The organism is Amycolatopsis sp. NPDC049253, from assembly GCF_040678995.1.
Classification (GTDB): Bacteria; Actinomycetota; Actinomycetes; order Mycobacteriales; family Pseudonocardiaceae; genus Amycolatopsis.
The window spans coordinates 65,238-79,584 of record NZ_JBFAQX010000037.1 but is presented as its reverse complement, the minus strand read 5'-3'; the positions used below and the strand labels follow the sequence as shown (position 1 = coordinate 79,584).

Sequence of the window (14,347 nt, the reverse complement as noted above, 5' to 3'; positions counted from 1 at the left end):
GGCAGATCCCTCCAGGCACACCCGCTGGTCAGCACGTACACGATCGCCGTGAACACCGCACGAGCGTCCAACGGGGCCGTGCCACCACCCTGCGGCGCGACTCGAACGCCGGGATCAACGGCTCCACCAGCAACCACAGCTCATCCGGCACCAACCGCAACGACAACCGATCAACCACAGCCAAGATCATCGCTCACGAGCGACCCGATCACCACGTAAGACACGCTCTTAGGGAGGGCGGGGGCTGTCTGTCGCCGGGGGTGGCGCACATCTGTTGCGGGGCAAGGAGATCGGCCCGGCGGGCAGCGGCTTGGCTGTCATGCGGCCCACCGCGCGGAAACATCAACCCCGGCCACAGCGCCGCGCGCTGACAAGCCGATGACCTCCGGGCCACAGAGGCAACCGCGAAGATCAGCCAGGCATCCCCGGCAAGCCCCACCCGACCCGCCGCCGATCAGGCCTTCACCGTGGGCGCAACCTGCTGCGCCCACTGCCAAGGTGCGGTCGTGCCGCCCGGGAGGGAGTTGAAGTACTCCCAGCCGTCGATGCCGCCGAAGTCCGGGTACTTCGTGGTGAGCGAGTGGATCGTCGATTGCAGGCGGGGCAGGTCGACGTAGCCGCCGCAGTTGGCCGGGTTGGTGACGGTGCCGGCGACGACCTTGGCGGCCGGCACGACGCCGTGGCGGATGATGGCGTCGTAGCCGCCGGTGTCGGACAGGGAGCCCCAGCCGCAGTAGAACTGGGTGTTGAACCAGGAGATCTGGGAGCCGCGGTCGCGGTAGAGCTGGTCGTAGTCCAGGCCCGAGAGGCCGCGGCCGCCACTCAGTTCCGGGGCGACGGGGGCGAAGGTGATGAGGAACGACGAGCCGAAGTCCGCGCGCAGGGCGTCGATGAGGCGGACGACCGAGGCGTTGTCCACCGTCTCTTCGATGTCCAGGTCGATGCCGGACAGCGAGTGGTCGCGAAGCAGAGCGCGAAGCGGCGGGTAGTAGGTCCCGAAGTCGGAGGCCAGCCGCTGGAAGCTGCCCTGCGCCGCGCCGCCGAGGAAGGCCAGGGTGTGGACGCCCTGGGAGCGCAAGGTGCCGAGGTCCTGCCACATCGGGTCGAACTTGGCGGCCGACGGCGGGTCGTCGTTCACGTGGACCACGCCGCCGGGGTCGAGGTGGATCGCGCCGACGATGACGTCGGTGACGCCCGCGTTGTGCTGCGTGAGGCCGAGCGGCGAGACGTACGCGCTGCCGTTGTAGATCGTCTGGTAGTACACGATCACGCGCCGCCCGGTCGCGGCCGAGGCCGGCACCGCACCGCACAGCACCAGGAGCACGGCCAGCGCGGCCGCCGCGAGCTTCCTCATGGTCCAGACCTTACGTGGCAGACCGTGCTCGCACTACCACCGTCCGTAGGGTTCCGCGCGGGCGGGACCGGGGTGATCGGCCGTCGAACCCCAGACCCCAGAACCGATCCCGGCCCGCGCGGATCACGTCAGCAGCGGCCGAGCATGTCCGTCAGCGCGGACTTCTCGGCGGAGTTCACCGTGAGCTTGAACTTCGACTTCACCGCGACCCACATGCGGGCGTAGGTGCACCAGTAGCCCGTGGACGGCGGCTTCCACTGATCCGGCGACTTGTCGCCCTTCGCCTGGTTGACGTTGTCCGTCACGGCGATCAGCTGCGGGTCGGACAGGTCGTTGGCGTAGGCCTGGCGCTGCGCCGTGGTCCACGACGAAGCACCGGTGCGCCAAGCGTCGGCCAGCGGCACGACGTGGTCGATGTCCACATCGGACGCCGCGGTCCAGGTCGCGCCGTCGTAGGGCGAAACCCACTTGCCCGAGGTGGCGGTGCAGCTGGAATTGGTGACGACGTTCGTGCCGTCGCGCTTGAGCACGACCTCACGGGTGTCGCAGTTGTCCCCCTGCTGGATCCAGTGCGGGAACTTGTCGCGGCTGTAACCGGTCAGCGATCCGTCGGCCTTCACGGTGAGGCCGGCGAGCTCGCTCTCGGCCGTCGCGGCCGACGGGATGCCGGGCGGGGTCGCGTCGGCGATGCCGACCATCGTGCCGCCGAGCAGCGTCACGCCGACCAGGACGGTCAAGGAGTTTCGGACACTACGCGCTGTGGGCATGTTGCTGCCTCCGTGTCGAGTGTGGGACTGATTCACCTTCGACCACGGAAGTGGCGCAAGCAACACTTACGGGTGACATGTAACAGACCTTCAGTGAACAGAACGTGCTGTTAGGCCACCTGGCGCAGAACTATCGGATGAAAACGGTCACGGTCGGATCAGGCGGAGGTCCTCGGTGTGCCGGTACCAGGTCCGCTTGGTGACCTCGCGCGGGTGCGCGACGCCGTCACTCACGAGCGAAGTGGTCGGCCGGCAGCCGAGCTGGAACGCCCGGCCGTGGAACACCGCGGTGCGCTTCACGAGCTTCCCCCGCGTCACCCGCGCGACCAGGCCGTTTTCGTCGGAGGACACGTCCACGGTGGCCGCGGCGCCGTCGAAGGCCAGGTGCTCGTCGCAGTACGCCTGACCCTGGACGTCACGCAGCGTGGCGCGCCCGGCCAGGATTCCGCCGGTGTCGTCGCGCACGAGGGGCACTTCCGAGGCCGAAGCGTCGAGGGCGATTTCAAGCGCCTTGACGGGGTCCGTGGGCAGTCCCCAGAGCGCCGCGACGGCCGAACCGGACTCGGCAGGCACGAACCCGACCGACACGCCCGACACCCGATCGGTCCGCAGCAATCGCACGAGCACCGCCGCGAGGTCCGCGTCGGTCCCCGCGACGATCAAGCGCTCGTGTTTCCCCAGCAAGGGATCGATTTCCGCCTTGCCCGGAAGCGCCGAAACGCGGACGATGGACACGTCACGGAGGGCCGTGAACGAGTGCGGATCATCACCGCAGGCCACCACGATTCCGCGCACGCCCACGTCCTCCGTTACAGTCATGCACCGGCATTTCCCAGCGCCACCCCGTGTCCCATCGGGACACTTTCCCTGTTGCCGAACACCTGGAGTGTCACATGCCGGCGATCGTGCTGATCGGTGCCCAGTGGGGGGACGAAGGCAAGGGCAAGGCGACCGACCTGCTCGGTGACCGCGTGCAGTGGGTCGTCCGGTACCAGGGCGGCAACAACGCCGGCCACACCGTCGTCCTGCCCAACGGCGAGAACTTCGCCCTCCACCTCATCCCGTCCGGGATCCTCACGCCGGGCGTGACCAACGTCATCGGCAACGGTGTGGTGGTCGACCCGGGCGTGCTGCTCGAAGAGCTCGCGGGCCTGGAGGAACGCGGCGTCGACACGAGCGGGCTGCGGATCTCGGCCGACGCGCACTTGATCATGCCGTACCACGTGGCGATCGACAAAGTCACCGAGCGCTACCTGGGCAGCCGCAAGATCGGCACCACCGGCCGCGGCATCGGGCCGTGCTACCAGGACAAGATCGCCCGCGTCGGCGTCCGCGTGCAGGACCTGCTCGACGAGAAGATCTTCCGCCAGAAGGTGGAAGCGGCGTGTGAGTTCAAGAACCAGGTTCTGGTGAAGGTCTACAACCGCAAGGCGCTCGACGCCAACCAGGTCGCCGACGAGGTGCTCGCCGCCGGCGAGAAGTTCGCGCACCGCATCGCCGACACGCGCCTGCAGCTCAACCAGGCCCTCGAACGCGGCGAAACGGTGTTGCTGGAGGGTTCGCAGGGCACGCTGCTCGACGTGGACCACGGCACGTACCCGTTCGTCACGTCGTCCAACCCGACGTCGGGCGGCGCGAGCGCGGGTTCGGGCATCGGCCCGGGCCGCATCACCACCGTGCTGGGCATCCTGAAGGCCTACACCACGCGCGTCGGCTCGGGCCCGTTCCCGACGGAGCTCGACGACGAGGCCGGCGAGTACCTGCGCAAGCAGGGCGGCGAGTTCGGCGTGACCACGGGCCGTTCGCGGCGCACCGGCTGGTTCGACGCTGTGATCGCCCGCTACGCCGTGCGGGTCAACGGCATCACCGACTACTTCCTCACCAAGCTCGACGTGCTGTCGGGGCTGGAGAAGGTGCCGGTGTGCGTCGGCTACGACGTGGACGGCCGCCGCACCCACGACATGCCGATGACGCAGACCGACGTGCACCACGCCGTGCCGGTGTACGAAGAGCTGCCGGGCTGGTTCGAGGACATCTCGAGCTGCCGGACGTTCGACGAGCTGCCGGCCAACGCTCGGTCCTATGTGGAGCGTCTTGAGGAGCTCTCGGGCGCGCGTATCTCGGCGATCGGCGTGGGCCCGGGTCGCGAGCAGACGATCGTGCGCCACGAGTTCGTCTGACGTCTTCGCCGAGCTGACGGGCGTTCCCGACCGAACGCCCGTCAGCCCATGCCCGTCCGGTTGGTGAGGGTGTTGGTGGCGGAGAGCTCTTCGAGGTCCAGCTCGACGAGGACCTTGCGCAGTACCTCGTCGTCGAGCCGCCCGGCGCGGTTCTCCGCGATCATCGCCGCGCGCTGCGTGATCAGCAGCTCCCGCCGGGCCTGCGCGAACTTGGCCTGCGGGCTGGCGCTGCGTTCCTCACCGGACAGCGTGATCGCGGCCCGCGCGAAGCGGTAGCGGGTGTCGACGAGCCGCTCCAGACGTTCTTCCAGCCGCTTCATGCGGTCCGGTGGCAGGTCCGCCTTGGACATCGCCGCCTGCGTGATCTCCTTCAGCCGCGCGTGCGCCGCCTTCTGCGCGACTTCCCGCGCGGCCAGCTCCTCGGCCTGATCGCGCGCGGCCTCGGCCGGGTCCCGCACCTTGAGCCAGCGGATCAGCGGCGGCAACGTGAGGCCCTGGACCAGCACTGTGCCGACGGCGACCGTGAACGCGAACAGCTGGATCTCCGGGCGCCCGGGCGTTCCGAACGGCACGGCCGACGCCGCGGCGAGCGTGACCACGCCGCGCATTCCCGTCCACGACACCACGGCCAGCGCCTGCCACGAAGCCGAGTCTCGCGTGCGGCCGAACAGCCGCAGCGTTCTCGGCAGGTAGCTCGACAGGAACACGGCGGGGATCCGCACGGCCATCGTCACCAGCAGCACGACGACGGCGACGATCGCCAGCGTGCCGTTGTCGCGGGCCGCGCGGTCGGCGCCGTCGAGCACGAAGGGCAGCTGCAGGCCCATCAACGCGAACACCAGCGCTTCGAGCAGCACGTCGATCGACGTCCACACGGACCGGTCCTGCATGCGCGTGGCCGGCGACGCGCGCAGCGACCGTTGGCCGAGGTAGAGGCCGGCGGTGACCACGGCGAGCACGCCGGAGCCGCTGAACTCCGAGCCGAACGGGTGCAGGTGTTCGGCGGTGACGTAGGCCGCGAAAGGCACGATGATCCCGAACGCCGACTCCAGCAGCGGGTCTTCGAGCCGCGAGCGGATGAACACCACCACGAACCCGGCCACGAGGCCCACGGCGATGCCGAGCACCGTCGCCACCGCGAACACGCCGAGGCCGTGGCCGATCGACCCGGCCGTGCCCGCGACGGCGGCCAGCGCGACCTTGTACAGCGTGAGCGCGGCGGCGTCGTTGACCAGGCTTTCGCCGGTCAGCACGGTCATGATCCCGCGCGGCAGGCCGAGCTTGCGCCCGATCGCCACGGCCGTCACGGCGTCCGGCGGCGCCACCACGGCCCCGAGCACCAGCGCCGACGCCCACGGCAGGTCGGGCAGCAGCAGGTGCACCACGAACGCGACGACCACGGCCGTCACGACCACCAGCACCACCCCCAGCCCGATGATCGGGCGCAGGTTGGCGCGGAAGTGTGTGAGCGAGCTGTCGAGCGACGTCGAGTAGAGCAGCGGCGGCAGCACCACGGTGAGGATCAGCTCGGGCTCCAGCTCGATGCGTGGCACGCCGGGGATCAGCGCGACCCCCAGCGCGACCACGACGATCAGCAGCGGCGCCGACACGTTGTAGCGCCGGGCGAGCGCGGTCAGGCCGAGCGAGCCGGCGAGGACTCCGACCAGCGTGAGGGTCTCCATGCCCGCATCTTCACCCAGGTTGATCTCGGATGACGGGTCACGGGCAGGCCGTGTCGCGCCCGGGCAGGTGATCTTCGAGCAGGAAATCGGTGAGCCGGCCGGCGGTGCACGCGTTGGTGAGGTCCACGCCGTGGCCGACGTCGTCGATCGTGGTCAGCTCCGCGCGGCGGCCGAGGGCGGTGCGCATCCGCAGCGCGCCGGAGTAGGCGGTGGAGGGGTCGGCGCGGTTCTGGAGCATCAGGACGTTGCGCGGGCCGTTCGCGGTGATGGGCACGGGCTGGTGCACGGCGTCGCGCGGCCAGAAGGCGCACGGCCAGATGTCGGCGGGCATGCCGTTGGTGAGGGGGTGGGCCTGGCGTTCCTGCTGCACGGCGACGGCGTACGTCGCGGGGTTGCGCGAGACGGGCGCGTCGCCGCAGAGGACGGCGTACTGGTCGCTGGCGAAGTTGTCGGGGATCGGCTGGGTGAAGGTGGTGCCGAAGGGTAGGTCCTGGCCGTCGCCGAGGGCCAGCAGGGTGGCGATGACGGGGTAGGTCGCCGGCTTCTCGAGGAACGGCGGCAGGGCGATGCGGACGTCGTTGCCGGTGAGGACGCCGCCGCTGTCGAAGGTGCGGGGGTGCTGGTCGAGGGCCGCGGTGATGCGGAAGTAGGCGGCTCGCACGGCGTCTGGGGTGGTGCCGAGGTGGAAGGTGCTGTCGTGGTCCGCGGCCCAACCGGCGAACGCGGGAAACGCCGTTTCCACGCCCTCGCCCTTCAGCCGGATCGCGGCCGTGACGCCTTCGGGCGGGGTGCTGCTGTCGAGCACGATCTTGCCGGTGTTCTGCGGGAACATCGACGCGTAGACGGCGCCGCGGTAGGTGCCGTAGGACGTGCCGTAGTAGTTCAGCTGCCGCGCGCCCAGGGCTTCGCGGATGCGGTCCATGTCCTGGGCGACGCTCCGGGTGTTGAGGTACGGCAGGTAGGCGCCGGCGTTCTTCGCGCAGGTGTCGGCGACGCGGCGGGCGTAGGCGACGTTGGCGGTGATGTCGCCGTCGGGCGCCGGGTACGGGTCGGCGAGGGTGGGGGCGCGATCGGCGTCGGACAGTCCACAGAGGACTGGTGTGGAGCTGCCGATGCCGCGGTCGTCGAAGCCGATGAGGTCGTACTGGCTCAGCAGCTGCTTCCCGACGGCCGTGGTCGACCACACGCTCGGCTGGTCCAGGCCGGATCCGCCGGGCCCGCCGGGGCCGATGGCCAGCGGTTGGTGTTTGGTGCCGGGGATGCGCGAGATCGTGAGGGTGATGGTCTTTCCGTGCGGGTGGGCGTAGTCGAGCGGGACGGTCAGCGTGGCGCACTGCTGGCGCGGGTCGCGCTGGACGGTGGTGTTCGACGCGTCGGGCGTCGGCGCGGGGCAGGTGCCCCAGGACAGGGCCGGGGTGGCCGCGGCAGCGGGTGCGACGGTGAGCGCGCCGAGGCTCACGGCGGCGAGCGCGAGTGTGGCTGTTCGGTTCGGTTTCACCGTCCCGATCTTCACCAGGCCCGCCGCGCGCCGCCTCCACCTCCGGGTTGATCCCGGGTCTATCCCAGTTCTTTGAGCTCCCGTTCGACGGCTTCGAGTTCCGCCGCGGATCCCTGCACCTTCGGGCCCGTGAACCACTTGCGCGCCGATACGACCCACCACAGCGCCGCGCCGCCGAGCACGATCAGGAACGCGATCGGCGTGTAGTTGAACGAGTCGACCGTGACGGGCGAGCCCTGCGGCAGCATGAACAGCACGAAGATCACCACGACCCACGCCGTCGCGACGATGCCGATCGGCTTGCCCCAGCGCCCGAGGTTCCACGGGCCCTTCTCGAAGCTGTCGCCGCGCCGGACCCGCAGGAAGACCGGGATCACGTATGCCACGTACAGCCCGACGGTCGCGATCGACGTGACCGCCGCGTACGCCGTGGCGCTCCACAGGTAGGGCAGCGCCAAGATCAGCGCGCCGCCCGCGGCCAGCCACACGGCGTTGGTGGGTGTCTGCGTGCGCTTGTTGATGCGGTGCCAGATCTTCGAGCCGGGAATGGCGCCGTCGCGGGCGAACGCGTAGATCATCCGCGAGTTGGCCGTCACCGAGGCCATGCCGCAGAACAGCTGCGCGCCGATGCAGATCAGCAGCAGGAACTTGCCCGTGACCGCGCCGGTGGCGTCGATGAAGATCTGCGCCGGCGGCACACCCGTGGCCGAATTGACCGCGCCGTCGTAGTCCTGGATGGCGAACGTGAGCCCGATCAGCAGCACCCACCCGGCGACGAGCGACACGAGGATCGAGTTGATGATCCCGCGCGGCCCGGCCTTCGCGGCGTTCTTGGTTTCCTCCGTCATGTGCGCCGAGGCGTCGTAGCCGGTCAGCGTGTACTGCGCCAGCAGCAACCCGAGCGCGAATACGTACACCGACGAGCTCCAGCCCGTCTCGTTGGCGAAGTGCCCGAACACGAACGACGCGTCCTGGTGCTTCGCCGGCACGAACACGAGCACGCCGACGATCACCAGCACCCCGATCAGGTGCCACCACACGCTCACGCTGTTGAGGATCGCCACCACGCGCACGCCGAACGTGTTCAGCGCCCCGTGCACGACGAGGATGATCGCCAGCAGCAGGATCGTGTGCCCCGGCGTCGCGGCGTAGCCCCACTGCAGGTCGAGGAACGCGTTCAGGAACAGCGCCGCCCCGAAGTCGATGCCCGCCGTCACGGCGATCTGGCCGATCAGGTTGAACCACCCGGTGAACCACGACCACGCCGGCCCGTTGCGCGTGGCGAGCTTCGCGGCCCAGTAGTACAGACCACCCGCCGTGGGGTAGCTGGAGCACACCTCCGCCATGCCGAGCCCCACGAGGATCACGAAGAGGCCGACGAGCGGCCACCCCCAGATCATCGCCACGGGCCCGCCGGTCTTCATGCCGAAGCCGTACAGCGTCAGACATCCGGACAGGATCGAGATGATCGTGAACGACACCGCGAAGTTCGAGAACGACGACATCGTGCGCTTGAGCTCCTGCGCATACCCCAGTGCGTGCAGCCGGGCGCTGTCCTCGTCGTGTCGGTCGGGTTCGGCGGTCTGCTGGTCGGAGACATCCATCGGGCACCCCACCTGAAAGGTATGTGGACAGACCTTTGAAGTTCCGGAGAAGCTAGCCCGGCGCGTCTGCGGGTGTCAAGGTTCCGTCAGGAACCCCAGCCCTGCGCCGCCGACGTTGGTTCATCGGCACGACAAATCCGGCGATTGCCGGCTGCTCGGCGCGGCCTGCGACGAACGACCCGCGGGCGCACGGCACCGCCCGTAGACGAGTGTCGAGGTGGGCCGGCAATCTCGGCCCTGCGCCGCCGACGTTGGTCATGGGTGCCCTTGCCTTGCCGTTCTCCGCACGATCGCGCGAGCGCGCCCCTCCGCTGGCCACGCCGCGCCATGGCGGCGGTGGCGCGCGATGCGTTGCGCCACCGCCGATCGCGGCGTCGTCGCGGCTCAGTCGGCCATGGTGTCAACCTTTCGCCACCAGCTCCCCTCCCAGCCACCTGGTCAGCGGCCACGCGCCCTCGGACGTGTTGGAAACAACCGTGAACACCAGCCCGTCGGATGGGCGCGAGACGCTGCGGAACGAGACGCCGTAGTCGTAGCCCTCCAGCATCACCGTCGTGCCGTCGGGTGGGAGCCAGAAGCCGAGACCGTAGCGGAGCCGTTCGCGTGTGGAGGTTTCCGCACTCACCACGGCCGTCATCCGCGAAACCCACTCCGGCGGCACGATTCGCCCGGCGTGCAACGCGGCCCAGAACGCGGCGAAATCATCGGCGCACGAGTAGATCCCGCCATCACCGCTGCCCACCACGGGAAGGCTGAACACGTTGGTGCGCCCGTCTTCCAGGTACCCCGTCGCCGCGTCGCCGGGCAATTCGTCCGACCGGTGGAACGCGGTGTGCGCCATGCCGGCGGACGCGACAACACGCGAAGCAACCAGATCCGCGAATGGTTCACCCGTGGCCCGTTCCGCCAACAGGGCCAGCACCGCGAACCCGCCGTTGTTGTAGGAGAACTGCGACCCCGGCGGAAACCGTTGCGGGAACCCGTCCAGCGCAGGCAAATACGCTGCCGCCGACGTGAAAGACTGCGGATGCGCCGGTGGCGGAGCGTCCTCGTCGCAGTAGTCGCCGATGCCAGAGCGGTGGGACAGCAGGTGTTCCACCGTCACGTCATCGTGGATCAACGGCAGATCCGCGCCCAGCAGGGAACGCGCCCGTGTGCCCAAGGTCAGTAACCCCTCGGCGATCAGCCGAACCACCACCAGGGCGGTCAAACCCTTGGTACCACTGGCGATCGCGAACCGTGTGTCCACTGTGTTCGGTACGCCGTACCCGCGGTGCGCAAATCCGTACGCCCGCGCGAGCACCGATTCATCACCACGGCTGACCGACACGACCCCGGAAAATCCGGTGTCGCACGCCAGCCGATCGATCTCCTCCCCGAGAACCATGCCGACAACAGTAGGAACCCGCGCCGACAAAAAACAGCAGGCCCGTCCACCATTGGGTGAACGGGCCTGCGAAAAGCCTTACGGCACAAGAAAATCAGTGACCCAGGAAATCGTGCAGCGACTCCAGTGCTGTGTCCGCCTGGTCGGCGAAGAAGCCGTCGACACCGGCCTTCAAAAACGCCGCCTCCTCCGCGAAGACGTTGCCGAACTCCGTCAGGCTGGCGGACGAACGCAGGTTCGCCGGCAGGAACGGGTTCTCGTTGCGGAAGGTGTACGGCTGCACCTTCAGGCCAACGCGGTGCGCGTCGGCGACCAGCGAGGTCGGCTTGCCCAGGTTGTCCGAAGCGTCGCGCGGGATGATCTGCGCCTTGTCCGGGCCGAGGTACTTCGCGTACTTCGCGACCTCGCGCAGCCCCGCCGGCGACACGATGTCGGCGTACGTGCGCTTGTCACCGGCGGCCACGAAGTCGGCCGGCGCGCCGGTGGCCTCGGTCAGCTGCAGCAGCGGCACCCGCACCTGCTTGTGCAGCTCCTTGAGGTTCGTGACCTCGAACGACTGGATGATCACCGGCGCGTCGGGGCGGTTGAGGCCGTTGCGGTTGAGGAACGCGACGAGCTTCGGCTCGGTCGGGTTGCCGATCGAGGAGAAGTACGTCGAGTGCTTGACCTCGGGGTACGTGCCCAGCGTGCGGTGCAGCTCCTTGCCGAGGCGCCGCGTGAGGTCGATGACCTCCTGGTAGGTCGCGATCTGGAAGCGGCCGTTGTAGAGCTGGTTGTTCGGGCGGTTCTCCGGGATCCGCTCCTTCGCGCGCAGCGTCTTGAGCTCCGCGAGCGTGAAGTCCTCGGTGAACCAGCCGGTCATCGACACACCGTCGATGGTCTTGGTGGTCTTGCGCGCGGCGAACTCCTTGTGGTCCGCCACGTCGGTGGTGCCGCCGATCTCCGGCTCGTGCCGAGCGACGAGCCGGCCGTCCTTGGTCGGCACGAGGTCGACGTCGACGAAGTCCACGCCCATGCGGAACGCGAGCTCGTAGGAGGCGAGCGTGTGCTCCGGGCGGTAGCCGGGCGCGCCCCGGTGTCCGACGATCACGGGGTCATCGTGCCGGTGCGCCGCCGCGCCCGCCACCTGCTGCGGGGCCGCCGTGGCGGGACCGATCGCCAGGCTCGCGACGCCGAGCAGGGCGAGACCGGACAGGGCGAGCACACCCACGCGTTTGCGCTTCATGGGAAAGGGACCTCTCTCTACCGGGCATCCGTCCTTTTCGACGGGTTTGCCACACTGTGCCGTTTATTGCCAATCCGACCACAGTCACGGCGGAAACTGGCGGCAGGAAGGCGGCCGCCAGTCCGGTACCGCCTACTTTCGGCCGGTTTGGCAACGCCCGCCGCCACCCTCACGGCCGCAAGCGTCCGCTGAGCGGCACAGGGCGGACAGACGGCTGACAAGCCGGTAAACGGTGCATGGAATCCGCTTTCGGACAGCAACGCGGAGACCGCTCGCGGACGGCGAAATGCCCACGCCGACCCGAGCCCGTTACGCTGTTCGGCGTGCGCGTACTGGTAATCGGGTCCGGCGCCCGGGAGCATGCACTCGTCCTCGCGGTGTCCGGCGATCCCGCCGTCACCGCGCTCGCCTGCGCGCCCGGCAACGCCGGGACGGCCGCGGTCGCCGAGCAGATGGGTGTCGAGCCGGCTGATCCCGAAGCGGTCGCTGCCCTGGCGAGCGAATGGAAGGCCGATCTCGTGGTGGTCGGCCCCGAGGTTCCGCTGGTCGCGGGCGTCGCCGACGCGGTGCGGAAGGCGGGCATCGCCTGCTTCGGACCGTCGGCCACGGCCGCGCGCATCGAGGGCTCGAAGGCGTTCGCCAAGGACGTGATGGCCGCCGCGAACGTCCCCACCGCGCGCAGCGAGGTCGTGGACACGCCGGCGCGCCTCGACGCCGCGCTGCAGCGCTTCGGCCCCACCTGGGTCGTGAAGGACGACGGCCTCGCGGCCGGCAAGGGTGTGGTCGTCACGCAGGACGTCGAGGTCGCGCGCAAGCACGCCCTGATGCTCCTCGACGGTGGCCACCCCGTCCTCCTGGAATCCTTTTTGGACGGACCCGAGGCCTCGCTGTTCTGCTTCGTCGACGGCCGCACCGTGGTCCCGCTGCTGCCCGCGCAGGACTTCAAGCGCGTCGGCGACGACGACGCGGGCCCGAACACCGGCGGTATGGGCGCGTACGCCCCGCTGCCCTGGGCGCCGGAAGACCTGGTGGACGACGTGGTCGCCCGCATCGTGCAGCCCGTGGTCGACGAGCTCGACGCGCGCGGCGCCACCTTCTCCGGCCTGCTCTACGCCGGCCTCGCGCTGACGTCCGAGGGCCCGCAGGTGATCGAGTTCAACTGCCGCTTCGGCGACCCGGAGACCCAGGTCGTGCTGGCGCTGCTGCGCACGCCGCTGGCCGGCCTCATGCACGCGACGGCCACCGGCAAGCTCGCGAAGCAGCCGCCGCTGGAGTGGTCGGGCGGCGCGGCCGTGACGGTCGTGATCGCGGCCGACGGCTACCCCGGCAAGCCGCGCACCGGCGACGTGATCACCGGTGGCGAGCTCGAGGGCGTGCTCCACGCGGGCACGCGGCGGCGCGAGGACGGCGCCGTGGTGTCGGCGGGCGGGCGCGTGTTGTCCGTGGTCGGCACGGGCAAGTCGCTCAAGTCGGCGCGCAAGCACGCGTACGAGACGGTGGAGCGCGTGCACCTCGCGGGCTCGCACCACCGCACCGACATCGCGCTCAAGGCGGCCAACGGCGACATCACCATGCCGGTGAACGCCTGAGTTTCCGCCTCCCGATCACCCGGCGGTTGGTAGCCTCGTAGCGGGACCGAACGGTCACTGTCCGTATCACCGAGGGGGAGCCGTTATGGCGGGAAGCAGTCCGCTGTCCGACCTGGCGTCGTCCGTCCCGGCCGCGCCCGGCGTCGCGGACCTCATCGTGGCGCCGGAGAAGCTGCTGGACGTGGCGAAGGCCGTCGACGAGCAGGCCAACGCGCTCGAGGACAAGCTGCTCACGCGCCTGGGCGAGCTGCGCATCGACACGCCCTCGGCCGACACGGTGAGCGTGAACTCCGTGGCGGCGTGGAACATGATCGTCGCGGACGGTGATCACTCCTACGCCGCTGAAGCGCGGGCGTACGTCGCCAACCTGCGCCGCCTCGGCGAGCAGCTGCGGGGCGCGGCGCAGACGTACCAGGCGAGTGAAGACGACAAGGCCGCGGCGTTCGGGGACCGTGGTGCGCACGGCATTCACTAGGGCTCTGTCCGCGGGCGCTCTGCTCGCGCTCGGTGCGGCCGGGTGCTCGTCCGGCGATGCCGGCACGGCCGTGCCGGTGCCGACCGCGGTGAGCTCGGCTTCGCAGGCCGCGAAGGCTTCGCAGCTGCCGCCGCGCCCGGCCGACCTCTCGCTCACCGGCGTCGACCCGTGCGACCTGCTGGGCCAGGCGCAGCTCGACGAGCTGCAGGTCAACGCCGTGCCGCGCAAGGCCGCCGATCCGCAGGACGGGCCCACGTGCGTGTTCGACGCGGACAAGACCGAGCCGTTTCACGCGTACCACCTGCGCACCGTCACCGCCGACCTGCAGGAGTGGCTCACCGGCGCGCGGCGGAAGAACAGCATGACCACGGCGCCGTTCGCGGTCGAGGGCTACCCGGCGCTCACGAACTACCGCGCGGCCGGCACGCCTTCGGACTGCGAGGTGCTCGTCGGCGTCGCGAAGGGCCAGACGTTGGCGGCGCAAGCGTTTGCGGTCACCGCCGGCGCGTTCACCCAGCAGCAGCTGTGCGACCAGGCGACGCAGGCGGCCGACCTGGCGCTGCAATACCTCAAGACACGGACTTAG

General features: G+C 69.7%; 12 protein-coding genes and 1 pseudogene. 4 read left to right on the top strand and 9 right to left on the bottom strand.

The features are described 5' to 3' along the window. The 4 genes and pseudogenes from AB0K15_RS42900 to AB0K15_RS42885 all read right to left on the bottom strand — a co-directional run. Positions 1-178, bottom strand: a pseudogene (locus AB0K15_RS42900) (transposase); the annotation flags it as partial. Between the two features lie 276 nt (positions 179-454). Then, positions 455-1,354 (bottom strand): glycosyl hydrolase family 18 protein, encoded by a 900-nt coding sequence (locus AB0K15_RS42895; protein ID WP_364065262.1) that lies wholly within the window; start codon positions 1,352-1,354, stop codon positions 455-457. 128 nt (positions 1,355-1,482) lie between these two features. Next, complete coding sequence (locus AB0K15_RS42890; protein WP_364065259.1) at positions 1,483-2,121, bottom strand: HNH endonuclease family protein; 639 nt, start codon at positions 2,119-2,121, stop codon at positions 1,483-1,485. A gap of 147 nt (positions 2,122-2,268) precedes the next feature. Continuing rightward, the gene (locus tag AB0K15_RS42885; protein ID WP_364065256.1) at positions 2,269-2,940 is read right to left on the bottom strand and encodes a hypothetical protein; all 672 of its coding nucleotides are present in this window, start codon (positions 2,938-2,940) and stop codon (positions 2,269-2,271) included. A gap of 74 nt (positions 2,941-3,014) precedes the next feature. Here AB0K15_RS42885 and AB0K15_RS42880 point away from each other — a divergent pair, with 74 nt between their 5' ends. Beyond that, complete coding sequence (locus tag AB0K15_RS42880; RefSeq protein ID WP_364065253.1) at positions 3,015-4,301, top strand: adenylosuccinate synthase; 1,287 nt, start codon at positions 3,015-3,017, stop codon at positions 4,299-4,301. Between the two features lie 41 nt (positions 4,302-4,342). Here the strand turns inward: AB0K15_RS42880 and AB0K15_RS42875 are convergent, their stop codons facing one another. The 5 genes from AB0K15_RS42875 to AB0K15_RS42855 form a co-directional block, all read right to left on the bottom strand. Beyond that, positions 4,343-5,983 carry a Na+/H+ antiporter gene (locus AB0K15_RS42875; protein ID WP_364065250.1) on the bottom strand — a complete coding sequence of 547 codons (1,641 nt, stop codon included), beginning with the start codon at positions 5,981-5,983 and terminating at the stop codon, positions 4,343-4,345. Between the two features lie 37 nt (positions 5,984-6,020). Continuing rightward, the gene (locus AB0K15_RS42870; protein ID WP_364065247.1) at positions 6,021-7,481 is read right to left on the bottom strand and encodes an alpha/beta fold hydrolase; all 1,461 of its coding nucleotides are present in this window, start codon (positions 7,479-7,481) and stop codon (positions 6,021-6,023) included. Between the two features lie 59 nt (positions 7,482-7,540). Further along, on the bottom strand, positions 7,541-9,085 hold the full coding sequence (locus AB0K15_RS42865; RefSeq protein ID WP_364065244.1) for an amino acid permease: 1,545 nt from the start codon (positions 9,083-9,085) through the stop codon (positions 7,541-7,543). 400 nt (positions 9,086-9,485) lie between these two features. After that, complete coding sequence (locus AB0K15_RS42860) at positions 9,486-10,502, bottom strand: serine hydrolase domain-containing protein (protein ID WP_364065241.1); 1,017 nt, start codon at positions 10,500-10,502, stop codon at positions 9,486-9,488. A gap of 64 nt (positions 10,503-10,566) precedes the next feature. After that, complete coding sequence (locus AB0K15_RS42855) at positions 10,567-11,697, bottom strand: glycerophosphodiester phosphodiesterase (protein ID WP_364065238.1); 1,131 nt, start codon at positions 11,695-11,697, stop codon at positions 10,567-10,569. 323 nt (positions 11,698-12,020) lie between these two features. Between AB0K15_RS42855 and purD the strand changes: the two genes are divergently transcribed. From purD to AB0K15_RS42840, 3 genes are all read left to right on the top strand, one after another. Next, a complete protein-coding gene (gene purD, locus AB0K15_RS42850) occupies positions 12,021-13,286 on the top strand; it encodes a phosphoribosylamine--glycine ligase (RefSeq protein WP_364065235.1) in 1,266 nt (421 codons plus the stop codon). A gap of 85 nt (positions 13,287-13,371) precedes the next feature. Further along, a complete protein-coding gene (locus AB0K15_RS42845) occupies positions 13,372-13,761 on the top strand; it encodes a PE domain-containing protein (protein WP_364065232.1) in 390 nt (129 codons plus the stop codon). Beyond that, positions 13,742-14,347 (top strand): DUF3558 domain-containing protein, encoded by a 606-nt coding sequence (locus tag AB0K15_RS42840; protein ID WP_364065229.1) that lies wholly within the window; start codon positions 13,742-13,744, stop codon positions 14,345-14,347. The genes AB0K15_RS42845 and AB0K15_RS42840 overlap by 20 nt, the downstream gene beginning before the upstream one ends.

Excerpts from the sequence above, each read along its gene's own strand:
- AB0K15_RS42895 (WP_364065262.1), bottom strand. The coding sequence starts at position 1,354 with ATGAGGAAGCTCGCGGCGGCCGCGCTGGCCGTGCTCCTGGTGCTGTGC.
- AB0K15_RS42890 (WP_364065259.1), bottom strand. The coding sequence starts at position 2,121 with ATGCCCACAGCGCGTAGTGTCCGAAACTCCTTGACCGTCCTGGTCGGC.
- AB0K15_RS42885 (WP_364065256.1), bottom strand. The coding sequence starts at position 2,940 with ATGACTGTAACGGAGGACGTGGGCGTGCGCGGAATCGTGGTGGCCTGC.
- AB0K15_RS42880 (WP_364065253.1), top strand. The coding sequence starts at position 3,015 with ATGCCGGCGATCGTGCTGATCGGTGCCCAGTGGGGGGACGAAGGCAAG.
- AB0K15_RS42875 (WP_364065250.1), bottom strand. The coding sequence starts at position 5,983 with ATGGAGACCCTCACGCTGGTCGGAGTCCTCGCCGGCTCGCTCGGCCTG.
- AB0K15_RS42865 (WP_364065244.1), bottom strand. The coding sequence starts at position 9,085 with ATGGATGTCTCCGACCAGCAGACCGCCGAACCCGACCGACACGACGAG.
- AB0K15_RS42855 (WP_364065238.1), bottom strand. The coding sequence starts at position 11,697 with ATGAAGCGCAAACGCGTGGGTGTGCTCGCCCTGTCCGGTCTCGCCCTG.
- AB0K15_RS42845 (WP_364065232.1), top strand. The coding sequence starts at position 13,372 with ATGGCGGGAAGCAGTCCGCTGTCCGACCTGGCGTCGTCCGTCCCGGCC.